The 26,558-nt window shown below is 65.1% G+C and carries 22 protein-coding genes; 8 read left to right on the forward strand and 14 right to left on the reverse strand.

The features are described 5' to 3' along the window. Positions 1-564: 564 nt before the first annotated feature. The 3 genes from ACFXNW_RS26185 to ACFXNW_RS26195 are packed head-to-tail and all read right to left on the reverse strand — an operon-like array spanning position 565 to position 2,155. On the reverse strand, positions 565-1,476 hold the full coding sequence (locus ACFXNW_RS26185; RefSeq protein WP_379420444.1) for an NAD-dependent epimerase/dehydratase family protein: 912 nt from the start codon (positions 1,474-1,476) through the stop codon (positions 565-567). Then, positions 1,473-1,823 carry a hypothetical protein gene (locus ACFXNW_RS26190; RefSeq protein ID WP_379420445.1) on the reverse strand — a complete coding sequence of 117 codons (351 nt, stop codon included), beginning with the start codon at positions 1,821-1,823 and terminating at the stop codon, positions 1,473-1,475. Before ACFXNW_RS26190 ends, ACFXNW_RS26185 begins: the two co-directional genes overlap by 4 nt. After that, positions 1,820-2,155, reverse strand: a complete 336-nt coding sequence (locus ACFXNW_RS26195; RefSeq protein ID WP_379420446.1) for a hypothetical protein — start codon at positions 2,153-2,155, stop codon at positions 1,820-1,822. Before ACFXNW_RS26195 ends, ACFXNW_RS26190 begins: the two co-directional genes overlap by 4 nt. A 901-nt stretch (positions 2,156-3,056) precedes the next feature. Between ACFXNW_RS26195 and ACFXNW_RS26200 the strand changes: the two genes are divergently transcribed. From ACFXNW_RS26200 to ACFXNW_RS26215, 4 genes are all read left to right on the forward strand, one after another. Continuing rightward, complete coding sequence (locus tag ACFXNW_RS26200; protein ID WP_379420447.1) at positions 3,057-3,953, forward strand: helix-turn-helix domain-containing protein; 897 nt, start codon at positions 3,057-3,059, stop codon at positions 3,951-3,953. Next, a complete protein-coding gene (locus ACFXNW_RS26205) occupies positions 3,950-4,153 on the forward strand; it encodes a DUF397 domain-containing protein (RefSeq protein WP_379420448.1) in 204 nt (67 codons plus the stop codon). The genes ACFXNW_RS26200 and ACFXNW_RS26205 overlap by 4 nt, the downstream gene beginning before the upstream one ends. Positions 4,154-4,389: 236 nt before the next feature. Next, positions 4,390-4,944: a DUF3558 domain-containing protein gene (locus ACFXNW_RS26210; protein WP_379420449.1), complete on the forward strand. Its 555-nt coding sequence runs from the start codon at positions 4,390-4,392 to the stop codon at positions 4,942-4,944. A gap of 23 nt (positions 4,945-4,967) precedes the next feature. Next, positions 4,968-5,336 (forward strand): hypothetical protein, encoded by a 369-nt coding sequence (locus ACFXNW_RS26215; protein WP_379420450.1) that lies wholly within the window; start codon positions 4,968-4,970, stop codon positions 5,334-5,336. Between the two features lie 83 nt (positions 5,337-5,419). Here the strand turns inward: ACFXNW_RS26215 and ACFXNW_RS26220 are convergent, their stop codons facing one another. Then, positions 5,420-5,674: a hypothetical protein gene (locus ACFXNW_RS26220; RefSeq protein WP_379420451.1), complete on the reverse strand. Its 255-nt coding sequence runs from the start codon at positions 5,672-5,674 to the stop codon at positions 5,420-5,422. Between ACFXNW_RS26220 and ACFXNW_RS26225 the strand changes: the two genes are divergently transcribed. Together ACFXNW_RS26225 and ACFXNW_RS26230 are read left to right on the forward strand one after the other, a co-directional pair. Further along, positions 5,660-6,781, forward strand: a complete 1,122-nt coding sequence (locus ACFXNW_RS26225) for a hypothetical protein (protein WP_379420452.1) — start codon at positions 5,660-5,662, stop codon at positions 6,779-6,781. The two genes, ACFXNW_RS26220 and ACFXNW_RS26225, sit on opposite strands and share 15 nt — an antisense overlap. 16 nt (positions 6,782-6,797) lie before the next feature. Next, positions 6,798-7,607 carry an ESX secretion-associated protein EspG gene (locus ACFXNW_RS26230; protein WP_379420453.1) on the forward strand — a complete coding sequence of 270 codons (810 nt, stop codon included), beginning with the start codon at positions 6,798-6,800 and terminating at the stop codon, positions 7,605-7,607. A 135-nt stretch (positions 7,608-7,742) separates the two neighbouring features. On the opposite strand, the gene ACFXNW_RS26235 is transcribed toward ACFXNW_RS26230, so the two are convergent. From ACFXNW_RS26235 to ACFXNW_RS26270, 8 genes are all read right to left on the reverse strand, one after another. After that, complete coding sequence (locus tag ACFXNW_RS26235) at positions 7,743-10,286, reverse strand: DEAD/DEAH box helicase (RefSeq protein ID WP_379420454.1); 2,544 nt, start codon at positions 10,284-10,286, stop codon at positions 7,743-7,745. Further along, entirely contained in the window at positions 10,283-12,289 is a 2,007-nt protein-coding gene (locus ACFXNW_RS26240; RefSeq protein ID WP_379420455.1) for a site-specific DNA-methyltransferase, read from the reverse strand. The genes ACFXNW_RS26235 and ACFXNW_RS26240 overlap by 4 nt, the downstream gene beginning before the upstream one ends. A gap of 354 nt (positions 12,290-12,643) precedes the next feature. Beyond that, positions 12,644-12,883 (reverse strand): hypothetical protein, encoded by a 240-nt coding sequence (locus ACFXNW_RS26245; protein WP_379420456.1) that lies wholly within the window; start codon positions 12,881-12,883, stop codon positions 12,644-12,646. Next, entirely contained in the window at positions 12,871-17,844 is a 4,974-nt protein-coding gene (locus ACFXNW_RS26250) for a DUF6531 domain-containing protein (protein ID WP_379420457.1), read from the reverse strand. The genes ACFXNW_RS26245 and ACFXNW_RS26250 overlap by 13 nt, the downstream gene beginning before the upstream one ends. Further along, a complete protein-coding gene (locus ACFXNW_RS26255) occupies positions 17,841-17,993 on the reverse strand; it encodes a hypothetical protein (RefSeq protein WP_379420458.1) in 153 nt (50 codons plus the stop codon). The genes ACFXNW_RS26250 and ACFXNW_RS26255 overlap by 4 nt, the downstream gene beginning before the upstream one ends. Before the next feature lie 68 nt (positions 17,994-18,061). Further along, positions 18,062-18,391, reverse strand: a complete 330-nt coding sequence (locus tag ACFXNW_RS26260) for a type VII secretion target (protein WP_379420459.1) — start codon at positions 18,389-18,391, stop codon at positions 18,062-18,064. A 156-nt stretch (positions 18,392-18,547) separates the two neighbouring features. Further along, positions 18,548-19,423 carry a 1,4-dihydroxy-2-naphthoate polyprenyltransferase gene (locus tag ACFXNW_RS26265; RefSeq protein WP_379420460.1) on the reverse strand — a complete coding sequence of 292 codons (876 nt, stop codon included), beginning with the start codon at positions 19,421-19,423 and terminating at the stop codon, positions 18,548-18,550. 21 nt (positions 19,424-19,444) lie between these two features. Next, entirely contained in the window at positions 19,445-19,912 is a 468-nt protein-coding gene (locus ACFXNW_RS26270; RefSeq protein ID WP_379420461.1) for an SRPBCC family protein, read from the reverse strand. A gap of 85 nt (positions 19,913-19,997) precedes the next feature. Between ACFXNW_RS26270 and ACFXNW_RS26275 the strand changes: the two genes are divergently transcribed. Continuing rightward, positions 19,998-23,951 carry a BTAD domain-containing putative transcriptional regulator gene (locus tag ACFXNW_RS26275; RefSeq protein ID WP_379420462.1) on the forward strand — a complete coding sequence of 1,318 codons (3,954 nt, stop codon included), beginning with the start codon at positions 19,998-20,000 and terminating at the stop codon, positions 23,949-23,951. Positions 23,952-23,985: 34 nt separating this feature from the next. Here ACFXNW_RS26275 and ACFXNW_RS26280 read toward each other — a convergent pair whose 3' ends face one another. Further along, a complete protein-coding gene (locus ACFXNW_RS26280; RefSeq protein WP_379420463.1) occupies positions 23,986-24,804 on the reverse strand; it encodes an ABC transporter permease in 819 nt (272 codons plus the stop codon). After that, positions 24,801-25,799, reverse strand: a complete 999-nt coding sequence (locus tag ACFXNW_RS26285) for an ATP-binding cassette domain-containing protein (RefSeq protein WP_379420464.1) — start codon at positions 25,797-25,799, stop codon at positions 24,801-24,803. The genes ACFXNW_RS26280 and ACFXNW_RS26285 overlap by 4 nt, the downstream gene beginning before the upstream one ends. A 179-nt stretch (positions 25,800-25,978) precedes the next feature. Between ACFXNW_RS26285 and ACFXNW_RS26290 the strand changes: the two genes are divergently transcribed. After that, the gene (locus ACFXNW_RS26290) at positions 25,979-26,554 is read left to right on the forward strand and encodes an NADPH-dependent FMN reductase (RefSeq protein WP_379420465.1); all 576 of its coding nucleotides are present in this window, start codon (positions 25,979-25,981) and stop codon (positions 26,552-26,554) included. The last annotated feature ends 4 nt before the right edge of the window (positions 26,555-26,558 follow it).

Genomic DNA, 26,558 nt, shown 5'->3' on the forward strand with positions numbered 1-26,558 from the left:
AGTTGTGATGGATGCGGTCCGCCGCCCGGCATCTGTCCGCCGTGCTGCGGGTTCGCGTACGGAGATCGTCCCGAATGCCCTTGTGCCGAAGCCTGATACGAGCCTGGATGCGGCTGGGCCTGTGGTGGGTAGGAACTCGGCGGCATAGCCGGAGGAGGCGAGTATTGGGCATGCGGAGGATGGGTGGCAGGAGGGCCCGGTACGGCCGGTGTTGATCCCGTGGGCGGGTGCTGGCCGGGCGGTCGGTTCGACGGCACCGGTGGCTGCGGAATCGCGGGTTGGCCCGGTCCGGCGGCGGCTGTCGGATTCGATCCGGTGAACGGCTGCGACTCCGGCGACGACGACTGTGGATTCGGTACAGGTTGCCCAGAAGGCGAATCGGTTCGCCGCTCCGACTTTTCGCGGTCGCCGTCCTCCGACATGGCCCCTCCTCGAAATTGCGGGGCCACTGAGCGCCGTGCCGCCGGATCCCTCGCCCCTGCCTCAACAGTACGGCCTGACCACGCTTTTCGGGTCCGATCCAGACACCAGTACCGGCGGCCACCGGCGTGGCGGTCTGCGATGTCATGGTGGGGCGCCTCGGCGGCGAAGCGTCGTCTGCATCCAGTTCACCGTGTGATGCAGTCCGGTATGCAGGGGTGTGGCCGGTTGCCAGCCCAGCAGCGCCTTGGTACGGGTGAGATCGGGTTGCCGTGGGGTGGGGTGCGAGGGTGTCGATCGGCAGACCTCCACCCAGCCGCTGCCGGCGATCTCGACTGCGGTGCGGGCGAATTCGGCGAGTCTGGTCGGTTGGGCGCCGACGTCCACGGGACCGGGTGTGTCGCTGTCGAGCAGCGCGACCAACGCGGCAACCGTATCGGCCACATAGACGAATGACCGTGCTTCATCATCGAGGTGGATCGTCTGATCGCGCAGCGCCGCCGCGCAGATCGCGGCGCTCACACCGCGCCCCGGCCATAGATGCGGCCCGTACACCTCGAACGGCCGCGCGATCGCGACGTTCGCGCCGGGATAGTGGCGGGCCGCGGCTTCGGTGATCAGTTCGATCGCCATCCGGGCACAGTCCCCGTCCGGCCCGGAATGAGCTGCGGGCCGGTGTCCGCGCGGTTCCTCGCGGGCGCGCGGCCCGGACACGATGACGATGCGGGCATCGTGGGCGGCACCCAGATCCAGCACGGCCAGCGTGCCGGTCGACGCGGTCCTGATGGCGTCGACCGGATGCCGTGCCCGCTCCCGCGTCCCGCCCGCGAGGTGCACGACATGGGTGACGGTGTCGAGTTCGGCGAACGCGCCAAGCGCGGTCACGTCGGTAGTGCGCAGGGTGAACAGCGGATACTCGAGCAGGTCGGCGATGGCCCGAGTGCCCGCGCCGCGCAGATCGTCCACAGCCGTGACGTGGTCGCCCCGATCGAGCAGCGCCCGGCACAGATGTGAGCCGATGAACCCGGCGCCCCCGGTGATGACGACATGGTTCACGACAGCTCCCACCGGGGGTACCGGCGCGACGAATCGGGTCTGATCCGCCCGGCCGCGACCAGCGTGGCGAACGCGGCCCGCTTGCGGGCGCAATCGTGTTCGCGATGATGGCGCATGGCTTGGTGCGCGTCGTCGATGGTCAACGGCGCCAACGGGAGATCGCAGGTCCACGCCGTGGGCCGGACGATCGTCCGCACGTGACTCGACGTGGCGCCGCGCCGATGTGCGGGCGTGTGCTGCGGCGAGTCGGTCGGCCACAAGCATCCGATGATGAGCACCGCGATACCGCATCCGGCCAGTACCGAAGCGACACTGGAGAGAATGTGCCACGAATCCACTGCGGTCATGTCGCTCGGCCCTCATCGTTGGTCGTGCGTATGAGCCCGTCGAGTACTTGGCGCAGGGTCGCGACGTCGGTCATGGCAGTCAGGGCCGTGCTGTTGCCGTCCGGCGTGGGTGCGGCCGAGACGGGTGCGACGGTCCGGCTGTGGGAACTCGAACCCGCAGAGGGGAACTCGATGCCCCGCAAGTAGGCCCGTTCCCGTGCGCTCAGTGTTTGCGGCGCGAGCCGCCCGAGGTGCACCAATGTGCAGTACGCGACCCACTTCCAGGCGCACCGCTCGATCCGGCACTCCCGATGCCGCCGCATCAGCCGATGCGCCGACTCCGCATCGGCCATCCCACACACCATCGGCGGCGCGAACCCGCCCTCGAACCCCCTCACGCAACCACCCGCTCTGGCTGCGGGATAGCCGGATTCGACCGCGGTGGCTGCGTGCCGCGACGAGGGAGACATGAGCCTGGGCTCTGCGGCGTGTCGCCGGTCTGATGTCTCCGTCGTGCGGAGGTGGTGGCAGTTGGGGCGGGGCGGCGTTGATTGGAATGTGGGGCGGGTGGTGGTGGGGTGGTGCGGGTCCAGAGGGTGGGTGGGCAGACGGTTTCGAGGTGGAAGCCGGCGTCGCAGACGCGGGCTGGGGTGTGGTTCGTGTGGGCGAGGTCGAAGACCACGATGGTGTCGACGGAATGGGCTGCCGCAAACCTGAGGACATAGCCGGTCGGGTCGGGGCAGTCGGCCGGCGGACGCACGGTGTAGATGTAGCTGCGCCCCGATCTGGTTGCGTAACGCTGGATTTCGGCCGCGTGACGAGCAGCGTGCGGCCCGGAGATTTCAGTACGAACGAACCCGATGACTGTGCTGCAGTCGCCGCTCGGCGCGGGTCCGGCGGTGTGCGGGGATGACATGGTCCCTCCGTGGATCTGATCGATGGGTGAGATGCGCGGCCATCCGAGCGGGTCACGGCAACGAATCCTCTTCGAGGGGGCAGAACTATCGGCACACTTGCCGTCGAAGCGAACTGCCCACAGATAGTGTTGTGGAACAGTGGGATTCATGAGGGTTGTGACCTGCGGTGATGCTCGAATGCTGACACCAGGACACCATGTTCGCTACTCATAGCCAAGGAGAATCGAATGGGCCGAACTCAGTTGGTCGAAAGCTCCAGAGTGGGACTCGATCGTCGTCGCGGGTTGATTCGATTTCGGGGTTCCATTTGGTTCGATTTCGCACCGGTGGTGCGCCGATGACGAACGATGACGCAACGGAACCATCGACCCTGCCCAGACGGCAGCTGGCCCGATTCCTGCGAGAGAAGCGCGAAGGCGTGGGGTTGAGCATCGCCAAGGCGGCGGCGCTCGTAGAACTGAGTCAAGCGGCTCTGCAACGCATCGAGGCAGCGAAGACTCAGAAGGTCCGGGCGGTCGACGTGCAAGCTCTGTGCGATCTCTACGAGGTGCCAAAGGCGGCCGCATTTGATGCGGTCGAGTTGGCCAAGCAGTCGAGGGTCACGTCTTGGTACTCGGCGTTTGCCGGTCTCTATAGCGACCCGACATTCAACATGCACGTCGAGTTGACAGCCGCAGCGCGCCAGCTGATCTCGTATCAAGAGATTGTTCTTGGTCTGCTACAGACCCCAGACTATGCGCGGGCCTTGATCAGTGACTTCTACAGGGATGACTGCCCGGAGAACATTGAGCGTCGTGTGGAACTGAGGATGCGACGACAGTCAATCATCACCCGAAAGGCCGATCCGGTTCATCTGGAACTGCTGCTCCACGAGTCTGCGCTCCACCGGGTCGTGGGCGGACCCCGGGTGATGGCTGCACAACTGCGACACTTGGCCGAGATCGGCAAACGGCCGAACATCAGCATTCGGATCCATCCGTTCAGTGCTGGGTATGCCCGGGGGTTGCTACACGGCCCGTTCGTAATCTTGAAGTTCGGTACCGGCGCCAAGGGCACGCCGATAGAACCACCTTTGGTCTACTTCGAGGGGCACGGGAAACCGGATATTTACCTCGAGAGCGCTGATGACTACCGGCGCTACGATGAGCTTGCTTCGACTGTACGAAGCACTTCGCACGATGAAGTGAAATCGCGAGACCTGCTCCGGCGGGTTGCAAGGGAGTATGAAGCGTGATTACGGATCTAGGCGGTACGACTTGGTTCAAGAGCAGCTACAGCGGTGGCCAGACCGACTGCGTAGAGGTGGCCTGGCTCCGGGGTGGGCGCGTTGGCGTACGTGACTCGAAGAACCCCGCCGGGCCTGCGTTGGTCTTTGCTCCGGACCAGTGGGATGTGTTCGCGAGCGCACTGCGATCGGGTGACTTCGACCGCTAGTCTCGCTCACCGGGCGGGAACCTGCCGATATATCGCGAGTGGCGCCTGAGCGTAGCGAATAGCGAGAAGACACCAGGCTCAGGTGCCGCTCGACGACCTGGATGAACGTCGATCGTCGCCTTGCGGTGCGTGGTGGGCGAACTGTGCGACCGCACGTGCAAGTCGATGGAACCGATCCGGCTATCCGTGCGTCCTACACTACGAGCGGATCAATCGGCGGCTGAACGGGAGCAGCGGTGGGACGACGAAAGACGGCAGTGGTTGCGGTGCTGGCGGGAGCCTTGCTGGCGGCCGCCGGGTGTGGCTCCGCAAACGAGGGCACCGCGACGCCAACTGCCACCACGGACCAGGCAGCGGCCGAGGAGGCCTTGTGGGATCCGTGCCAGATTAGCGACGACGTGCTCGTGCGGATCGGGGTGGATCCTTCTACCGAAGACAACACCATCGCTGGGGTGGAGAACGTCGAGGGGTGGGAGTTGTGCTCGTGGAAGGACAAGCCGACGAGGTCGAATTACACCGTCGGAGCGTGGTCGACCACTCACAGCCTCGAAGACATCAAGAGCGATTCGAACAACATCGAATACGAAGAACTTTCAGTTGCAGGGCGTACTGGCATCCAGTTTCGGAAGTCGCACGACGAGGATAAGAGTGAGTGCTATATAGCCTTTCCCTCAGGTGCGCAAACTTTGGAGGTATCGGCGTACAAATCGACTCTCACGGAAGACGTCCGCGATTCGTGTGAGATCGCCCTCTCCGCCGCAGAGGCGCTGGTTCCAATCTTTCCCAGTTAGAGAAAGTGGGCAAGGCTGTGGGAATGCAAGACGACATCTCCTTATGGCAGCACCTTTCCGATGAGGCGAAGGCTGGAAGCCTTTACCTCGACGATGCAGTGGCGAAAAGTTGCCGCACCGCGATCGACGACCAGATCGAGGTATACGAAGGCGTTCGACAAGGCATAAGTCAGATGGCGAACGTGACCGGACTCGGCGAATTCGAGTGTGGAAAAGAGCTGGCGAAACTTCTGGGATTGAAGGCGATCGATGCAGGTGGTGATGGCGACCTGGACACCGCACTCGCGGACCACCTCCGGGTCTTGGCGCTCATGGGCGATACCATCCAAGTAACTCTAGATCGTCTGCAAGAGCAGGATTCCAGCAATTCTCAAGGCTACAACGGCGTTTAACCACAGGGGGGTTCGAAATGCTCGGTCTTCCATCGTTCGAGACGGTCGTGTCGAATGTCGGCAAGCTGGTTTTGTCCGGACCTCTAGGTGCCGTCCTGACCTCCAACAATGAATTCGATGCCGCCGCAAACGCTTTGGCTGTCGCGCTCGGCGATCAGAGTCCGGAATCGATCGCGGCGCGCAACCGTATCAAAGATCTGGCCGATAACCATTTTGACGGCGAGTTTCATGATCCGCGCATTCCTGACAGCTTGTTCGGCAATGTTCGCAGCGAAGATCTGGACGAGTTGTACCGCAAAGCACAGGCCGTCGATGTCGCGGCGATGACCACGTTGCATCAGGCGTGGCAGTCGCGGGCCGACAAGCTGGAGCAGGGGCTCAGCACCTTCGGGCCGAAAATCCTTGCGGCGATGGAAGACACCTGGGAGGGCCAGTCGAAGAAGGCCGCCGCTCAGGGGATCGTCGACTATGTCGAGAAGGCCGGGAACCTGGTCTCGGGGACGAAGATCGTCGCGGGCAAGGTCGAGTTGGTGAAGTCGGCTGTCGAGGTCACCAAGGCCAATGTGCAGCCAAGTCCGGACACCAGCGGATGGGGCAGCAAGGTCGCCAGCTGGACGCCCGGCCCGACCTGGAAAATGAACGAAGACCGCACCAACGCGGCCGAGCTCGCGACCTACACCATCCTCGAGAAGGTCTATCAACCCGGCATCCGCGAAGGCGACACCGGCCAGCCACGAATCCCACTCGCCTACAACCCTGTCCACGATCCCGGCACCGTTCCTCCGGTCGTGCCCCCGCCCGGTTCATGGCCGCCCGACGAGCGCGGCGGCGGCCAATGGGATCCGCCGGCCACCCCCGGCGGCGACGAGGAAGAAGAAGGCCCCGGCACCACCGGCGAGGACACCGACGACACGACGACTGCGGGCGTCGACCCGTCGACCAACCCGTCGACCGTGAACAACAACACCACCTCGGGCATCGGCACCACACCCGCCTCCACCACCGCGGCCTCCACTGGCACCGGCAGCCTTGCCGGGACCGGCTACGCCCCAGGCGGTCTCGGTACGGGCACCCTCGGCTCCGGCTCGGGCGGCGGCTCCGACGCAGGCGGCACGGGATCCGGATCCCGTGCGGGCGGCTCAGTTTCCGGCGTCCCGGGCGGCGCAGCCCCCGGCGGCCCCGGACGATCCCTACCCGGCACCGGCGGACCCGGTATCGGCGCCGCCACCACCGGTGCGGGTGCGGCACCCCGCGGCGGCGCTCGTCCCATGGCTATGGGCCCGATGATGCCGCCCGGCGCCCGCGGCGGAAAGGGCGACGAGGAGAACGAAAAGGGCAAGTCGGCGATCGCCGAAGCGCTGGTGAATCAGCGCAACGGTGAAGAGCTGACCGGCCTCGATCCGGAGCATCGACCCAAGACCGTGCCGCCGGTCCTGGGCGAATAGCGCCGGGCGGAAATCAATGACGCAAAAAACCTGGACGATGTCCGGCCTGGAACTGACCGTGCTCTGGCACGCCATCGGCCGCGACATCCTCCCGTACCCACTGCAATACCGCCCGTCCGAAGACACCGCCGACGCCTACGACCGCGCCTACAAATCCGCCGCCACCCGCATCCAATCCATTCTCGACGAAGACATTTACGGCCCCCTGCGAGTGCTCGTCGAACCCGAAGCCCGCATCGAAATCGCCGGATTCGCCGGCGCCGCAACCCCGATCATGCCCCGCGCCGACGCCGACCCCACCGCCATGCTGCGCATCCACGCCGCCGTATCCGGCGGCGGCGCAGTCATCCTCACCCAGCAACCCACCGCGAAACCGAACACCGGCGGCGCCGTCCGCATGGAATACCTGCGCGCCCACAACGCCGCCCGCCGCATCATCGCCGCCCTCCCCGAAGCCCCCCAAGGCACCGCCCGCCCCTTCCAGATCAACCGCACCGACATCGAATCCCCCGAAGACGCCCCCTTCACCCGCTTCCGCGACGACGCCCCGCGCCCACAACACGACCGAATCACCCGCTTCTTCGAACGCCCCCGCACCACCGTCGCCCACATAGCCGTCTACCCCGGCCCCGCCTTCGACAACCGCCCCACCCCCACCCGCGACTTCCACCTCATCGACTACCCCGAAGGCCGCTACCGAATCCGCACCACCGCCTCCATCCAATCCACCCCCACCAACACCCCCGACCTCCAGTCCCACCTCCAATCCCTCCTAGACCGAACCCTCCAAGACCATCGCGAAGACAATGACCCCACCTACCGCTGAAGCTCAGGTCGCCAAGCCGTGTCATCGGTCATTCCCCGGCCGTCGCACTGACCACGTCGGAGCCCGATGATCCGTCCCGGACATGGCCGAACCCGCGACTAGCGCCAACGCTGTGTCTCCTGCTCGGTCGGACCGCTATGCGTAGTCCATCCCATCGCTATCGAATACGGCTTCTACCAGGCTCTTATTTGTGGCGGCACCGATTCTCTTCCCGATGCCCGGATCGGTGAGGGGCAATGCGCGGAGCTGGTCCCCGACCTTGATGACCGCCAGGCATCGTCGGATTCGGTCACCATGATCCTGGGCATATCGAGCCAGCGCTGCCCATTTCGCCGCGGTGTCGGCAAGGTCATGGCGGTGCGGATCTACTATGTCCATGACGTAGTCGCTGCCACCGTCGTCGTGCCAGAACAGGAAGTCGGGGTGCATCAGCTGGAACTTATCCCCGAACTCGTACGGGATGGCGAGCGCGTTCCGGCCAGAGGATGGGTTCCGATACCAGCCAACCAACGTCGAAGGACCCAGCTCCGCGGCCAGGACAGCTTCCTCCCATGATGACCGCGACGTGTCGACTGGGAACCGGCCGGCGTTTTGCTTGCCAGCAGGGATGACGTACAGGTGACCCGGGTAGGTGCCGATCGACTCGGTCGCATTGCCCTTGATCCGCTCCGTCGACGCGGGATACGCGTCGCGTGCTTCGACCGTGGTCGGATGCATCGGCGTGGTGCCGAGATACCACAACGGCTCGATCAAATCGCGCGTCGACCGCTGCATGCGCGAAACCGCGGATTGGTGCTGATCGCGCCACATGTCGATAAGAGCGGCGGCCTGCTCCTCGATGAGGCCCTTGAAACCCAGCTGCGCCATGGCCGTGACCCTCACGCCTGCGTCGACCTCGTCATAGTCCCGATCACATAAGTCGTTGTAATACCAGGACGCCGAGCCGTCAGGAAGGAGGCGAACCGCTCGGGCGTAGTACCCGTCGAGGTCCCGCTCGGCGATAGTAGCTTCTTCCTCGCCCACGCTCAGCATGAGTGCTTCGCCATAGCTGACGACTGTCGTACCGAGTCTCAACGACAGAATATCCTTGACCTTGGCATCGATCTCTTCCTTCTGCTGGCTGTCACCAGCCCGCATCTGATCGACGATCCAGGAACGAACCTTCAAGGACGCGTTCGGCACGAGGCCATGCTCGTTGAGCGCGGCTGCCAGCCGCACGAGCTGTGTCGTTCGGTTCGCGAAGACCGCCTTCGGGCGGGTGAACGACGGCAGCGTATCGAGGAGTTCGAATACAGCATTCGGAACCGCGGGCGATCGGACACAGACCTCCGGCGTGATCAGAATCTCGACCTTGACGTTCTCGTCTTCGGTGAGCGCGTTGACGACACGAACGACGTGATCGGTCTTGAACCCTGGCAAGTATGCGACAACCTCATTGAGGCGGTCATCGCCGCCATCGACCCGTTTCGCGAGCGGCGTTCGGACCAGTCGGCCGATCAGCTGAGCGATTTCGGTGTAGGACTCCTTGCCTTGGAACGACACCAGCACCTCGGCGCGCGGGCAGTCCCAACCAGTGGTCAGAGCTGATTTGAATAGCACGACGCGAGCCTTGTCATCGCCCGCGATAGCTTCCGGTGGGAGGTACCGGACCGTTTTGTCGCCGACCTTGAGCGGTCCGTGTGGATCGCCGAACGCGTGCGCCACCGAATAGTCCGTGAGTTCCGGCCAAGCTGATTCGATGACGGACAGAATCTCGGCGAGCCGGGACTCGGTCACCTTCGGCTCCACCTGCACGACGAGCAGCGGCTCAACAAGCCGGTCGCCGGTGTGTTCGTGATGCGTACGCCACGCTTGATCCGCATCGCGCAGGTCCTTGACGGCAAGTCCGAGCATCGTGTTGTCGGCCGACTGCGACTCGGCGATATTCCGAAGGAGGATCCGGTCCTTGAGCAGACCAGATTCTCTGACGTCGCCTGGCGGCACTTCGGCCAGCCGGATCGTGCGCCCGGCCGCCGACATGGCGGCCTGAAACCGATCCGGCGTCGCTGATATCCCCAACACGACGGGGGCCGGTGGCTGGACGGTGCCGATGTTGGTCTGACCGCCATCGACAATGGTGCCGGCAATCGACTTCCGCTCGGTCTTCGTCGTCCCGGACCCGCGGTGTGCCTCGTCCCAGATGACCAAAAAATCAGCGCCCCGGTCCTGGATCGTGTTGGCAATCATGTCCCATGCGCCGTAACTACGCTTGTCGTTTCGAGTGCCATCTGCGCGGACGGCATGCAACGTCGAATTCTTCTGCAGCGCTTGGATATGCACGAAATAGATGTATCCCGCTTCGAGTGTCCGCTCGTCCGTTTCGCCTAGGAACCGCACCCGATTGGCATCGATACGGCCACCGGATGCCGTCAGGATCTTGCTGATCGTCTGCGCATTCAGCGCCCGGTCATCGGTAAGCCACAGCACGGTCAAACCCGGCTGCGGGTCGCGGGTGGATGTGCCGAAGTACAGGTCTTCCAGCACAGCGGTGGCGATCACGGTCTTGCCAGCCCCGGTCGGCGCCGTCAGCCCGACAGCTGTCCGTTCACCGTCCTCGCGGTAGCCGTTCCGAGCTTTCGCGAGGGAGGACAGGATGCTGTCAACAGCTTTGTCCTGGTACTCCTCCAGCGTGAACTTCACCGAGTCCTCCCACCGATATTGATCGTGTAGTTCGACAGGTAGTCGGAGTACAGCTGCACCGTCTCGATGCCAACCGGGAGCTGCTCGACCGCCGCCTGGTACTCGGCTGGCGAGTCGGTGATGATGAACAGCACTTGCAGTACCGAGTCGGTTGTTGCGGTCTCGGCAACGGCCGTCGCGAACGGTTTCAATGCATCGATCGTGAACAGCACGCCGTAAGACTCGGTCAAGGCCCAGCCCACCTCAGGGATGGCTTGAATCCTCTCGCCTCGTGCCCCACCCTCCAACCACATCAGCGGTGCAACTGCCGAATACTCTGATCCACGCCGGACGCGGCCAGGATCAAGGTAGGTCAGTTCGAAGAACTCGACGTTTGCTTCCAATCCGTCCGAGTACACCGAGCCGTCAGGACGCTTGCCGGTCGCGACCGTGGAGATGCGAGGTCGGCAGACATGCTCGAAGACGCCTTTCGCCTCCCAAGCCGGATCGCCGGGATGGGCACCACCCTTGCGCATCGCGCTAGCCTGCTTAGCCCCGACCTCATTGTTCGTCACCAGGATCGACTGTCGGCTACCTCCATCCTGAGCGTTGAGCCGCATAGCCGCCTCGGTGGTAGTGCCCGAGCCACCGAAGAAATCCAAAATCAGAGCGTTCGGAGGAGCCAGGGGCCCCATCCATCGCATAATGACTTCTACGTCCTTTGGGTTCGGAAAGCGACGATCACCCAGGATTGTTTCAAGCCGTTTCGATCCAGCCATTCGGGATTCAGTAAATGTCGGGTAAAGAACACGATCCTCCTGGTCGGCGAGAAATCGCTTAAGTCGAGGTGTTGTCGTTTCATCTGACCCGAACAATATTCGATTATCGTCAATCAATGACTTCATTGTATCACGTGAGTAACGCCATCCGTTCACTGGCGTAGGCACGGCATTGCCAGTCACGGGGTGATCAACCTGATACTTCAGATTCTCGCGGGGATTAGGACTAACCAAACTGGTCGCCTGAAAGGCTCGGCCCTCGCTGTCGATTTGATCGTAGCGGAAGACTGCAGGCTCCAACTGATCTCTTAAACGGCGAAGAGCTGCCCGGTATTTTGTCGTCGCAACAATTGGATCATACGATGAATCGGCCCAGGAGCGGTCAGCAGCCGAAAGCGCGAGGCCTAGCCCGGGTTTCGGCTCACGCCAACGAATATCTGCGGCACTCAGCGAATCTTCGTCACGGGCATACAGAAGCATATAGTCGACGCCCCCGGCAGTGTACCGCGCATCATTCTTGCCCGCTCCTTGCCATGTAATATTCGCAAGAAAGTTTCCGGAGCCAAATACTTGATCGAGCAGCATTCTCAGACGGTGATGCTCCTCGTCTCCGATAGCAACAATTACAACGCCGGTCGGCTTCAGAAGATCACGAGCGACCAGCAGCCGACGCTCCAGGAATGAGAGCCACTTCGAAGACTTGGCCCGGTCATTCTGGTCGACATACCGATCGTTGTAGATCCAGCCATCGTTGCCGGTGTTATACGGCGGGTCGATGTAAATGAGGTCAACCTTGCCACGATGAGTCGAACGCAGCGCCTGCAGTGCATGGAAGTTTTCGCCCTTGATGACGACATGCCACGGAGCATCGTCAGCCCCTCGCTGGATCCGCTCGACTGTTGATAGGCCAGGGTATATCGGCTCCCCGAACTCGCGGACCACCACGAGATCGCCGACTGGACGCTCGCCGCCATCACCATCGAGTACCGCAACGGACCGTGAGGTGTCGGTGAATCCGAGGACCGTCCATGTCGCCGTTGTGGATTCGTCCCGCAAGGACACCCGGATACCTTTTCGGACCGGATAGTCGGTCAGTCGCACAGACTCGGGCAAGTGGCGATCGAAGACCAATCCGAATCGACGTGACCCACGAAGCAGCTCAACCTCGCGAGCGATCCGACTTCGTAGCGACTCGTCCCCAACCTGCGTGATCAGCTGGTCGAGGATGTTGGTCTCGTCCACCATAGGAAAACCACCCCTCTGTACTTGAGCGGTCCACTCAACCGACTCCTGCGTACCTTATCGTTTGGCGGCCAGTCTGCCTGCAGGCGGCGGCAAGGCGGGCTCGGCGGCTGAGGCGCGTCATCCATCGCCAACCAGGCTCGTGATGTAGCGCTATGGGGCCTCGGCAAATCCAGTCGTCCTGGCATGGAATCAGCGTGCGCGGACGCACTGAATAGCTCGAAACGTTCCCGTGCCCGTTTTCCAGTCCGCCGCTTGCGACTTGCTCCGTCTGTCGCGTCAGCCCGAGGTTCAGCGCAGGGCTATGGGGCGCGTTACCAACTCTCCGTGCCGCCGATGGTTACTGCGCCCACGCGGCTACTCGTAAATCAGCCCCGCAGCAATCAGGCGTGCGACAAATTTCCACTCCTCGAAACTGCTGATATAGGGATCGATTGACTGCGCATCTTCCAGCCATGCTGCTGCACCTTCCAGGAAATCCGAAGAGCTGACGTTCATGTAGGCGTCCGGATGCATTTCTAATTCACGTGACACCTCCCGCGCGAACCGGATGAACGAGCCGAGATTTTCCACTTCATTAGGATCTAGGATTGCCATACAAATCCTCCTTCGCCACGTATTCGAATGCTAAGACCTTCAGATCTGGACGTAAACTTGAACGCCTCGCGTGCAACCTGCGTGTCCGACGCCATCACATACGGGACGTCAACTCCAGCCATTTGGAACGCTACAAGTCTCCTGTTGTCGAGTGTGTATAGGTGGCCCTGTTGTTCAAATATTCTAATCGGCGGAATAGATTCTGAGTCGATGTCGCCCGACCGCAGGCCATCCACCAGATCGAACACCGAGGAACCGTCCTTGAATGTTGCCCTGACGGAGTCCTGTGTGAATCGAACCTGATTGGGGTCAATCGTATTGCACGGGGTAAGGCCTAGTGGGTCTGTCCAGGAAATTGGGTTGTGTGGATATGTAATCGGATTTGCCGCTGGTGAAAGACCGAGCGGATCGCCCGTGAGGAATCGCCCAGTTGCGGGGTCGTAGACCCTCATTAGGTTGTAATGAAGACCGGTTTCGTCGTCGTACAGCTGACCAGGCATACGAAGAGGAGTGCAGACCTCGCCGGTCCACAACGCTCGGCCCCATAGATCGAATTTCGCGCTGCCGACTGTACGACCCGTTACGGGCTCCACGAGCTGATTCGGGGTGCCGACCAGATCGCTAACAATGATGTTTAGTCGAGGTTCAGCACCTGCTCGGTGAGAAACCTCGGTGACGGGCGTATAGACACCCGGCAGGTAAGTCCACGACAAACCGGCGGTCGGGGTAGCCTGCCCGGCCAGCTGGGCGCCATCCCATTCGTATGTGGTTGTTTCGAGTACGGCCCGTTCGTTGGTTAGGCGTCGCTTGGTCGTCCTGCGCCCGAGTGCGTCGTAGGTGTAGTGCCACCACTGCTGATCCGGGGTGTAGACGTCCGTGAGCTGGTCGAAGGCGTTGTACCGGTAGTGCCAGACGTCAGGTTTCCGCGACAGGCGTGTAGTCGTTTTGCGGATGAGGCGGCCGGCGGGGTCGTAGGTGTAGTGGTTGCGGCCGTCTCGGATGAGGAGGTTGTTGTGGTATTCGCGGCGGGTGTTTAGAGGCGAGTTGCCCCGGGCGGCAGCTGGGTTCGGAGGGATGCCTGGTGGGGCGTAATGGTCTGGGGGAGTGGTCGGGAACCTAGGTGCGTTGCTGGGGTTGGAGGCGTCCGGGGTGAGGACGCCGACGGAGGTGATGTTGCTGAGTTTGTCGTAGGTGTATTGCTCGGCGAGGGTGCCGTTTCGGGTGATGGTGGTGACTCGGCCGATAGGGTCGAGGGTGTATTGGCGGTGGTCGGGGGCGGTATTGGGGTGGGTGGTGGTGTGGGAGGTGAGGTAGCCGTCGGGGCGCCAGGTGTAGTCGTCGCGGCGGAGAATGCTCGGGTTGGGGCCGGGAGGCGTTTCGTAGTCGTTGGGTTGGCGGGTGCCGTATGGGTCGAGCGATCCCGTTCCACCCATGTGGGTCATCGATCCGGGCGGTCCAGGGTATTCGCCTCGGGAGGGCGTGCCCGGCGTTGCTCCGTGGGCGGGGTTTTCGTCGGCCCCGCCTGTGTGTCCTGGGTATCCACCTGCGTTGGGTCGCGGGTTGAGCTCGCTCCCAGCAGGATTCATGGCGACACCCGGGCGGTGTGCGGTGACGATCTGGTGGGTGGTGTGACCGACCGGCGTGTATGCGCGGTCGATGGAGATGTTGCCGATGCGCCAGCCGGTGGTCCGGCCGAGGGGATCGTGGGCGAAGGTGATGGCGTGGCCGTCGGTGGTCATCGATGTGACGCGGCCGGTCTGGTCGTGGGTCCAGGCGGTGACGCCGCCGGAGGGGGTGGTGCGTGAAGTACGGCGGCCGTGCTCGTCGTGGGTGAAGACCATCGGTGGTTGGTCGTCGACCTGTTGGGTGGCGAGTCGGCCGGTGGGGGTGTGGGTGAATTGGAGGGTGTGGGTTCGGGTTTCGCCGGTGCCGGAGACGGCGGTCTTTACTCGGCCTGTGGTGTCGTGGGTGTAGTGGATCCATTCGCCGGTGTCGGCGGTGATCGAGACCAGGCGGCCGAGGATGTCGTGGGTGTGGTGGCGGGTTACGCCGGTGGCGGGGGTGACGGTCTTGACGCGGCCCGCCACGTCGTGGGTGTAGTGGGTGGTAGCGCCGGTGTAGTCGGTCTCCGAGGCAAGGTGCCCGGCGGGGGCATAGGTGTAGTGCCAGGTCTGGCCGATGGGGTTGGCGACGGCGGTGAGGCGGCGTTGGGTGTCCCAGCGGTAGTGGGTCATGGCGCCGTCGGGTTCGGTGCGGGCGGTGAGGAGATCGAACGCGCCGTAGACGTAGCGGGTGATGCCGTTCGCGCGGTTGACGTGGGCGGTGAGGTTGAGTTCGCCGTCCCAAACCCAGGATTCGCCGATGTCGTCGGGGTCGATGCGGCGCAGCAGTTTGCCCTCGCCGGACCAGATGTATTGCACGGTCGAGCCGAGGGGGTCTGTTACCCGGATCGGGCGGCCGAAGTGGTCGCGTTCGATGGTGGTGACTGCGCCGTAAGGGTCGGTGACACGGGTCGGGAGCCCGGCAAGGTCGACATCGATGGTGGTGTGCGCGCCGGTGGGTTCGGTGACCGTAGCGACCGCGCCGGAAACATGGTGTGTGTATTCGGTGCGGTTTCCGACGGGGTCGATGACGGCGGTGAGGTTGCCGTCGCTGGTCCATTCTTGGCGGGTGGTCGTGCCGTCGACATTGGTGACGGTGATCGGCCGGTTGTGGGCCTGGTAGGTGATGTCGATGGGTAGGCCGTCGGGGCGCGTGATGCGGTGGACGTCGCCGGCTGGGGTGTACTCGTAGGTCGTAGCGGCGCCGTCGGGGGCGATTACTTGGGTGGGGCGGCGGCGGTCGTCGTAGTCGGTGCGGGTGCGGGCACCGTTGGGGTCGATCTGTTCGATCAGGCGCAGGTCGGCGTTGAAGATGAAGGTGGTGGGCGCGCCGGTCGAGTCGGTGTGGATGGTGCGGTGGGTGCTGTTGTCGGGGGTGGTGAAGTAGTCGAAGGTGGCGTTGAGGATGCCGGAGTTGCCGTGCTGGGTTACGACGCGGCCGTCGGGGTCGTAGGCGTTGACCATGCGGTTGCCGTTGGAATCGGTCCACCCGGTCAGACGATGTTCGTCGTCGTAGTCGTAGCGGGTGGTCGCACCGACACCGTTGGTGACCGCGACCAGTTCACCGGCGTCGTAACCGAATTCGCGGACCTTCGTGACGATTTCGGCGACCGATCCAGGGCCGGTGGCAGCGTCGGAGCCGGTTCCGCTTCCTGCATTGTTGACGCCTCCGGCTCCCGAATTCGTGACCGAACCGTCTTCGGCGTCCGTGGCTGTCGGCTTACTGCTGTCCGGTTGGGAAGCCGGTGGGATGGCTGGATTCGGCCCGACCACGGATAGCCCGGTCACCCGACCGTCGGCGGTGCTCACACGGACCCGGTATCCGCCGGAGTGGGTGATTTCGACGGGGGCGCCGTCGCGGTCGTAATGGAAGCGGATGTGGTTGTGGTGGCGGTCGGTGATCTCCGAGATCGCGTGGTTGCCGAGCAGGCCATCGAGGCCGCCGAGTTCGGGGGCGGGGTCGAAATGCCAGGTCAGTTCGCGGTCGGGGTCGTAGACGCGGTAGCCGCCGACCTCGGTGCGGGTCAGGGTCCAGCGTTGACCGCCGTTGCTGGGGCGGACGGGCTTGCCGACCTCGGCGTGGGGGTAGACCAGAAGCAGGCCGTGTTCGCCGATGAAGGTGACCGTCTGGTCCTCGATCACCACGCGCATGTCCAGAGTTGCCGACCAGGATGGGCCGAACCAGCGGCCGAATCGGTAACTCGAGCGATGCCGCCGCAGCAACACCAGCGGTAGGACGCCCGGCAGGGTCAGGTCGGTTTCCGGGAGCAGGAATTCACCTGTGGCGACGTCGACGGGGTCGTTGCATTCGGTGACGTCTTTGTCGTCCTGGGTGTTCTTCGGGCCGCCCTCGGTGGCTTTGTCGCCGGCGCCTTCGTCGGCTTTGGCTTGGTTCTCCGGCTTCCCGGACTGATCCGGCGTGCGCTGCGTCTCCGGGTCACCGGTCTTCGACGGGTTATCGGTCGACGCCGTCGAGGTGTCGGGGGACTTGTCGCCGGGCTTGCTCGGGGTATCGGGGTCGGTGGTCTTCTTAGGGGTATCTGTCGAGGCGGTGGTGGTGTCGGTGGAGGTCTTCTTCGTCGACGATGGTGTGGATTTGCTGCCCTTGCCGAGGACCTTCGTGATGGCCTTCCATGCGTCCTTGAGCTTGGCGAGCAGGGGTTTGAGTTTGGCGAAGGTGGAGGCGACCTTGGAGAACAGGCGCGCGATGGTCGTCATCGTCTTCGCCACAAACGTTGCTGCCTGGGCGGCGATGATCGGGGTCGCGGTGCCCAACGAGAACACCGCCTCCGCCGCCCACACCGCGAGCCGCCCCACTGCTTGGGCGACGATGTCGCGCACCGTCATCCGGACCGCGGCCACGATCCCGCCCGCCATCTCGATGGCCTGCGACGCCGCCGTCGCCGCAGCAGACGCGGCAGCTAACGCGTCCGAGGTTTCCGCCGCCCGCGCCCGATACGCCGACGCCGACGCCCCGGTCCAGTTCGCGATATCGGCAGAGACGGCCTGCTTGTGCGTATCGACAGCCGAACTCACCTGCGTGGCAACGTTTTCCCACGTCTTCGCATACGCCGTGATCTGATCAGGATCCCCGGCCACCCAATCCAGAGCATCCGAGAGCGGCTGCACGTGCTCGATCAGGAAACTGACCCCGAACCCGGCCAGGGTGCCGATCGGATCGACCACCATCGCCGCGACTTCCATACCGGCGGCCGCGATCCCTACACCGGCCTCGATCCACGAACCCGACGAAATCGCATCACCCACATCAGCGACCGACTCGAACAACGTGACACCGGAATACCACTCGGTCGAATCCTCACGCGCGGCGATCAACGGATTCGACGCCGTGTCCGTCACCGCGACACCCCACAACCCGCCGCGCCAGGCACGACCGCCAGCGACGCAGCCCCACCAGCCACACCGACCCCGACGACCGCGTCGAGCACGTCGACCGCGTCGAGCACGTCGACCGCGTCGAGCACGTCGACCACGAGACCATCACCCACGACGAGGCCGGACTCCCTGCACCACAACTCGACCGAAACCCGAGCCGCGACCGCCGCCCGCGCGCCCGTCACTGCGACACTCCGTTTCCCGCCGCACGCACCGCCGCCGCATTCGAGGTGTCCGCCTGGGAGAACGAATCCGCTGCCGACCGCAGCTTCCCCGCATCCTCGGACAACGCCGTCAGCGCCGTCTCCAACGCCGTGATCCCGTCGGTCTCCACCGAATCCACGAACAACGGCGGCAGAAACGCACACAACTTCCCAAACGCATCCGACGGCGCCGACACCGCCTTCGCCGCCTCCAACGCCTGACCCATCGGGCCCTGCAAACCCTCCACATTCCCCGCATGAGTCCGTAAATCCTCCGGCTCCACCTGCACCGGCTGCGCGTCCGTCATCGAAATCCCCCGTCTAGCAGTAGAACAGTCCGTCAACCATACCGGCGCCGAACACCGGATCGGTTTGCTCGCGACGGCCGTGGGGGAACGACAGCCCTACCGAATTGTCGTGCGACGTGTCATCAGCGAACGTGCGTTAGGTGTAGTGAGACAACCTCATACAGTCGCGAATCCGAGCGCGAGCGCCGTCAGGATCGACCAGGTCAGTAGGGCGAGCCCGGAATCGCGCAAGGCCGGGATCAGTTCGAGTCCGCCACGGCCTGATCGGACCGGGGCGTTGGCGCGCACGGCCAGCGGGACGGCGAGCAAGCCCACCAGTGCCCACGGCGAGCGCACCACCAGCAGCAACGTCGCCACGAACGGCACCGCGAGCAGGACCAGGTGCAACGTCCGGGTTCGAGGGTCGCCGAGCTTCACGGCGAGAGTGACTTTCCCGGATTCGGTGTCGGTGCGGATATCGCGCAGGTTGTTGGCGACCAGGACCGCGCTGGAGAACGCGCCGACCGCGACGGCGAGGGCCGCGCCCACCCAGTCGATCCGCTCGGCTTGGACGAACTGGGTGCCGAGCACGCCGATCAGGCCGAAGAAGACGAAGACGGCGATCTCGCCGAAACCGCTGTATCCGTAGGGCTTGCTGCCGCCGGTGTAATACCAGGCGCCTGCCAGGCAGGCGGCGCCGATCAGGATCAACCACCAGGCCGTCAGGGCGACCAAGACGAGACCGAACACCGCGCCGATGGCGAGGCTGACGACGGCGGCGGTGCGGACGGCGGCGGGGGAGGCCAGGCCCGAGCCGACCAGGCGCAGCGGGCCGACGCGCTCGTCATCGGTGCCGCGGATACCGTCGGAGTAGTCGTTGGCGTAGTTCACGCCGATGATGAGCGCCAGCGAGACCAGCAGCGCCAGAATCGCTTTCCACCACACCACGGCGTCGATGGACGCGGCGGCGCCGGTGCCTGCGATGACCGGGGCGATAGCGTTCGGCAGGGTGCGGGGCCGGGCGCCCTCGATCCATTGCGCTGCGGTAGCCATGACCGCAGCCTAATCGGGTGGTCAGGACTGTGTGGCTTCGGCGGCCACCCGCAGCCGGCCCAGACCCTTCTCGAAATCCTTGCCGACCAGGCTGTCCATCGAGATGACCTTGCCCATCAGAGCCATCAGTCCGCGCTGTTCACCACTCATCCGCCACACCACCTGGGTGCCGCCACTCTCGTCGGGCGCAAGGGTGAAGACGACGTTGTTGGTGGACTTGAACGGCTTCTCGAAGTCCAGTGTTATCCGGATCTCCTGCTCGGTGCTGGAGGTGATCTCCATATTGCCGCGACCGGCGCGGCGATTGCCCTCCCAGGCGTAGCGCGCTCCGACTCCCGCGTCGGGGCCGCTGTACATGCGGCGGATCTCCGGGTCGAGATCCTCCCACGGTGACCAGGCGACCCACTCGTGGAAGTCGTTGATCAGCCCGTGGATGCGTGCCGGTTCGGCCGCGATGACGATCTGGCGCACCACCTCGAATTCGGCCATTCGCCCAGCGTATGCGACCGACCGGTCGGACCGCAGGTAAATCGGCGCGCTTCGCGGCCGGACCAGCGCATACGATGGCCACGGCATGGTTTCTGAGCTGAGCGGTCCGAGCGGCCGAATACCAGTGGTGACGCCCGCAGAATCGGTCGTGGTGGCCCTGCTGGGCGAGGTCGCGCTACGCCGGAATGGCGCGCTGGCGCCGGTGCCTGGGGTGCGGGCAAGGGCATTGCTGGCGGCGTTGGCGGTGACGCCGGGTCGCAGCCGCAGCGCGCAGGCCCTAATCGATGAGGTCTGGGGCGAGCAGCCGCCACGGGCTCCGATGAACGCCCTGCACACGCAGGTTTCCCGGTTGCGCACCGCACTGCCCGACGGAGCATTGGATATCGGGCCTGCCGGCTACCGCTTGCGGCTGACGGCCGAGCAGGTGGACCTCACCGCGGTCACGACGCTGCTGCGGCAGGCCCGCGAAGCCTGCGCCGCGCACGAGTACACCCACTGTCTCGACCTGGTGGCGCGGGCACGAGCGCTGTGGCGTGGCGAACCAGGAGCCGATCTCACGCCCGGCCCGCTCGCCGACGAACTCGCCACCGCGGCCGCCGGCCACTGGGCCGCCCTGGATGCGACCGAACTCGCCGCTCGAGAAGCGATCGGTGACCTGGACGGCGCCATCGCGCTGGCCCGCGTCGCAGCCTCCGCCGATCCACTCAGCGAACCCGCCGCCCGAGCGCTGATGCGCCTGCTGGCCACCGCAGGCGATGCGAACGCGGCCCTTGACGTCTTCGCCACGATCCGCGCCGCGCTGGCAGACCACCTCGGTACCGATCCCGGTCCGGCGCTGGTCGAGCTGAATTCCGCCATCCTGCGCGGAGAATTCGCACCGGCGGCGCCGTCATCGGAAGTGTCGGCGGCCGAACCCCGGTCGATACCCGGGGACGAACGGCCGTCCGAACAGCATGGCGGCAACGGTGTCGGATCACCGCCTGTGCCGCACGGCTGGGAACGGCCCCGGGCACCAGGAGGGCACTCGGCAACCGGATCGCCGTCGCTGCCGAGAAACGATCACGCGGTCCGGCCGCCGACAGCCATTGGTCCTGGTACGGCGATGGAGCAAGCTGGCCACGCGGAGCCGCAGCGGCGGCTGTCGGACGTGACGCACCCGTTGGTCGCCGCGGATGAGCGCACGGCATCGCCGGGCCGATCCGAGCGTTCGGCAGCGTCGAGTCCGGGAGCGGCCGAGCCGCCGTTCTCGCCGCGAACGGGTGCCGCGATCGGGGTGCGTGCGGCACCTAATGCCTTGCTCGGGCGTGCGGGCGATATAACCGCGCTCACCGCGCTGCTGCGGAACTCGCGCGTCACCACCGTGCTCGGTCCGGGCGGCACCGGAAAGACCCGGATCGCCAACGAACTCGGTGCGCGGATGGCGCGAGATCAACCGGTGGTGCTGGTGGAGCTCGCCTCGGTGCGGGCCGATGGCGCCGATGATGCGCGCGGTGAGGTCGAGGCGGCGATCGGCGCGATGCTCGGGCTCGGTGATTTCGCCCGTGACCCGACGCTGATCCGGTCCGGGCTTCGGATCGATATTCGGCAGCGATTGAGGGACGCGCTGTCGGAGCGGCCGACCCTGCTGATCTTGGACAACTGTGAGCATCTGATCGACGCGGTGGCCGAGGTGGTGGCCGATCTGGTGGGTGGGTGCGACCAGCTGACCGTGCTCACCACCAGCCGGTCGCCGCTGGCCATCACCGCGGAGACGGTCTATCCGCTGGCTCCGCTGACGATCGACGCCGCCGGATCGCCGGCCACCGAGCTGTTCATCGCCAGGGCCAAGGCGGTGCGCCCGGCCGCGCGGCTGAATCCGGAGGTGGTGGCGCGGCTGTGTCATCGCCTCGACGGGCTGCCACTGGCGATCGAATTGGCCGCCGCGCGGGTGCGGACGATGAGCGTGGAGGAGATCGACACCAGGCTCGAGCACCGGTTCGCGCTGTTGCGCAGCGGCGATCGGTCCTCGCCGGAACGACACCGCACCCTGCACGCCGTGATCGCCTGGAGCTGGAATCTGCTCGATGAACCGCAGCAGATCACCCTGCGCAGGCTGTGCCGGTTCCCGGCCGGATTCACCCTCGATGCGGCGGAATTCGTGGCCGGCGGCCCCGAGGTCGGCGATGTGGTCGCCGCGGTGGAAGGGTTGGTCGGGCAGTCGCTGCTCACCGTGCTCGAGGACGATCGGCCCGATCCGGACGTCAGCCTGCCGCTGCGCTATCGGATGTTGGAAACGGTCCGCGAATTCGGTGAGGAGCAACTCACCGCGTCGCGAAACTGCGCCGACGAGGGCACCCGGGCAGTCGCCGACGAGATAAATGCGGCGGCGACCGGACATCTCGGTGCCCCCGGGGCAGCCGCCCACCACCCATCGGCCCGCGCGGCCTGGACCGCCGCCAGCCCGGATTTCACCGACGTGCGCGGCAGCGCTGGTGGACAACCTGGCGTTCCACCACCTCCCGCCCGTCCGCGAACCGGAACTGCCGATACATCGGGCCGAGGCGATACCGGCGGCCCACTCACCGAATCGGAGCTGGTCGCCGACCGAATGTGCGGATGGGCACGTCATTTCGCCTTGACCGCCACCCGCCGCTATCACGACGACGACCAGGTGACGCTGGTTCTCACCGTCGCCGCCGAGATGGACAATCTCACCGCGGTGCTGCGATTGGCCGACGAGCGCAGTGACACGCGAACGATGTACACGGTCTTCCCGGTGACCGCGTTGCTGTGGGTGATGCGCGGTGCGCATATGGAACTCGTCGGGTGGGTGCGCCGGATGCTGACCATGGAGCCGCCGGTCAGCCACGGCACCGAAGCAGACCTCGAGATGCTCGGCTATGTGTACAGCGGCCTGCATCTGATGTACATGGAGAGCAGCTTCCGCGATGCGGCGCTGGTTCGGATCCGCGCGCGCCGCCTGCTGCGAAGCGACTGTGGGCTCGGCGAACTGGCACAGTTCTTCGGCAAGCTCATCACCTGCACTGTCGACGGGTGGGCCCTGGCGCGGCTGCTCGCCGCGGGGGTGCGCTCGGCCGACCGCGATACCAAGGTGGCGGCATTGATCATGCGCGCCAATTCCTGGGAGAACCACGGTCAGCTACGTGGTTCGACGCGGGACGCGCGGATCGCGGCGTCGGTGATCACCGAACAGGATGTCTGGCTGGGCGCCATGATCAACCAGCACCTCGGCGGATTGGCCGGGCAGAGTGGTCGTTACGGCGAAGCGAACCGGTATTACGAGTTCGCCGCCGAGCAGTTGCGCAGGTTGGGCGCCTATGAGGAGAGCCTGGAGATGCGTAGTTTCCTCGCCGCATCGTTGACCGCGTCCGGGCAGACCGGCCGCGCACGGGACGAAATCGACATCGCGGTGGGCCTCACCGATTCCGCCACCTCCCGGCTGGCCGCGCTCGACGACCCCGGCATCCGGCGCAATCACCGGTTGTCGACGATCGCCGCGAGCCTGGCCGAAATCGAACTCGTCGAAGGCGATACCGATCGCGGCCTGTGGCTTTTCCGTCGTTCGCTCGAGTTGCTCGGCTGGCCCGGTCGCGAGTTCGTACCAGGGCCCGGCGTGCTGATGCTGTGCAGCGCGATGCTCGACGCGCACACCCTCTACGGGCATGCGGCCGAGGTCACGAGCACGGCCGCGCAGCTGGCGGATATCGCGGTGGAACGACTCGTCCAGTTCTGGGACGTGCCGCAGATCGGTTCGGTCGCCTGCGCGGTGGGATCGAACCGGCTCGCCACCGATCCGGACTCCAGGATCGGCCTCGAATTGCTCGCCCTGGCCCAGCCCGCGAAGGCCAGACAGGACTATCCGGTGATGGCGCTGTCGCGGCATCGGGAGCTGCATCGCGACACCGTCGGCATCGACCGCATCGATCAGGCGAGGGCCGAGGTGGCGGGTCTGCGCAAGCTGGTCGCCGCGGATCGGATCATGACATTGCTGAAACAAGTCGCGGGCCGCGCAGACGAACCGGGCACGCTCGCACGATGACGTGCAAGCGTGCCCGGTCGGGTGCGGCACAGTTTCAGACTCGCCGCATGTAGGCGCGCACCGTCAGCGGGGCGAAGATCGCCATGATCACCCCGGCGCCGACCAGCGACCAGAGCACGTGCGAACCGACATGCCCATCGTTCATCAGGTCACGGCACGCCCACACCAGATGCGAGACCGGGTTGACGTCGATGAAGGCCTGCAACCAGCCCGGCATGGTCTCCTTCGGCACGAACGCGGGGGAGGCGAAGGTCAGCGGGAACATCACCAGCATCGAATAGCCCTGCACCGCAGAGGCCTTGTTGGCGATGACGCCGAAGAACGCCCAGATCCAGCTGGTCGCGAACGAGCAGACGATCACCAGCGCGACACCGGCGATCGCGCCGAGCGGATTCGGCCGGAAGCCCATGATCACGCCCATGACCAGCGTCAGCACCGAGGCGATGGCGTAGCGAACCATATCGGCGGTCAGCGCGCCCGACAGTGCCGAGATGCGGGCGATGGGCAGGGATTTGAAGCGGTCGAAGACGCCTTTCTCCATATCCTCCTTGAGCTGCACACCGGTGACGATGGAGGTCATGATGACCGTCTGCACCAGGATGCCGGGGATGATGACCGGCAGGTAGCTCTGCACGTCACCGGAGATGGCGCCGCCGAAGATGTAGGTGAACATCAGCGTGAAGATGATCGGCTGGATCACCACATCGAAGAGCTGCTCGGGGTTGTGCTTGATCTTCAGTAGGCCGCGATAGGCCATGGTGAGGGTGTTGTCGAAGGTCTGTTTCAGGGTGATGGGGCCTGCGGGCTGCGGCAGCGGCTTGGTGGGCGCGGGGGCCGTGAGGGTAGTGGTCACGCCACACTCCGTTCCAGTTCGGATTCGTCGTTGTTGTCTTCGGCCGGATGGCCGGTGATGGTGAGGAAGACCTCGTCGAGGCTCGGCTTGCTGACCGAGATCTCTTCGATGCCGATCTCCCACTCGCGCAGCCGGATCAGCAGATCGGCGGTGACACCCGGATCGGGCAGTGCCGCGGTGAGGCGGCCTGCCTCGGGGGAGATGGTGGCGTCGGTGCCGAGGAAGTCGCCGATGATGCGGCCCGCGTCGGCGAGCTGGTCGCGCTCGGCCAGGGTCAGGTGCAGCGAGGACTGCCCGACCGAGGATTTGAGTTCGTCGGCGGTGCCGTCGGCGATCACCCGGCCGCGGTCGATCACGGCGATCCGGTCGGCCAGTTGGTCGGCCTCGTCCAGGTACTGGGTGGTGAGCAGCACCGTCGCGCCCTCGCGCACCAGCCTGCGGATGGTCTCCCACATCTGGGCGCGGGTGCGCGGGTCAAGGCCGGTGGTCGGCTCGTCGAGGAACAGCAGCGGCGGGGTGGAGATCAGGCTGGCGGCCAGATCCAGCCGCCTGCGCATTCCGCCGGAGAAGTTTTTCAGCGCCTTGTCCGCGGCTTCGGACAGGTCGAATTCCTCGAGCAGATCGGCGGTCTTGCGGCGTGCGTCCGCGCGGGAGAGCCCGAGCAGCCTGGAGAAGATCATCAGGTTCTCCGAGGCGGTCAGATCCTCGTCTACGGAGGCGTACTGCCCGGTGACGCCGATGAGCGAGCGCACGGCATCCGGCTCGGCGAGCACATCGTGGCCGAAGATCCTGGCGCTGCCGCCGTCGGGGCGCAGCAGGGTCGCCAGCATGCGGATGGTGGTGGTCTTGCCCGCGCCGTTGGGCCCGAGCACCCCGTAGACCGCGCCCTGTGGCACGGCCAGACTCACCCCGTCGACGGCGCGCTGGGCGCCGAACATCTTGACCAGGCCGTCGGCCTCGATGGCGAGGGTGCCGGTCGATGCGTAATCGTTCATGCCGACGACTGTGCGCGCCCGTTCTTGCACCCGGCTTGCATCGCTATTGCGTGCGTCGTGCAAGCGGACGCAAGCGGGCACGATGCCTTCGATTTGACCTGAACGTTTGTTGAGCTTCTACCGTCGTCGGTGACGGTCGAAAGCCGTTGAACAAGCCCTCCGACCAGCGAAGGTATCTGATGAACCCCAAGACCGCAGTGAGCGATCTCCGTGTGGCCGCGATCATCGGCAGTGTCCGTGACGGCCGATTCGGTGTCCGGATCGGCGCGTGGGTGCACGACCGGCTGACCAGCTCCGGCATCGATGTCGACCTCATCGATCTGGCTGAATCGACCATCCCGCACACGATGGGCGCGCACGAGGATTTCACGACTCTCACCGAACGTATAGGCCGTGCCGACGCGATCATCGTGATCACGCCCGAGTACAACCACAGCTATCCGGGCCCGCTCAAGACCGCCATCGACATGCTCGGCCACGAATTGCGCGCGAAACCGGTCGGATTCGTCTCCTACGGCGGAATCTCCGGCGGGCTGCGCGCGGTGGAGGCGCTGCGCCCGGTGCTGGCGGAACTGCATGCGATGACCGTCCGGGAGACCGTCAGCCTGCACAACCCGTGGCAGTCGGTCGCGGAGTCGGCGGACGGGTACCCGGATCAGGCGGCGACCGATGCACTGCACGTCATGGCACGACAGCTGCTCTGGTGGGCCGATGCGCTGCGCACGGCCAAGGAGCGGGTGCCTTACCCGGCCTGATCGG

It is taken from the genome of Nocardia sp. NPDC059180, from assembly GCF_042754945.1.
Classification (GTDB): Bacteria; Actinomycetota; Actinomycetes; order Mycobacteriales; family Mycobacteriaceae; genus Nocardia.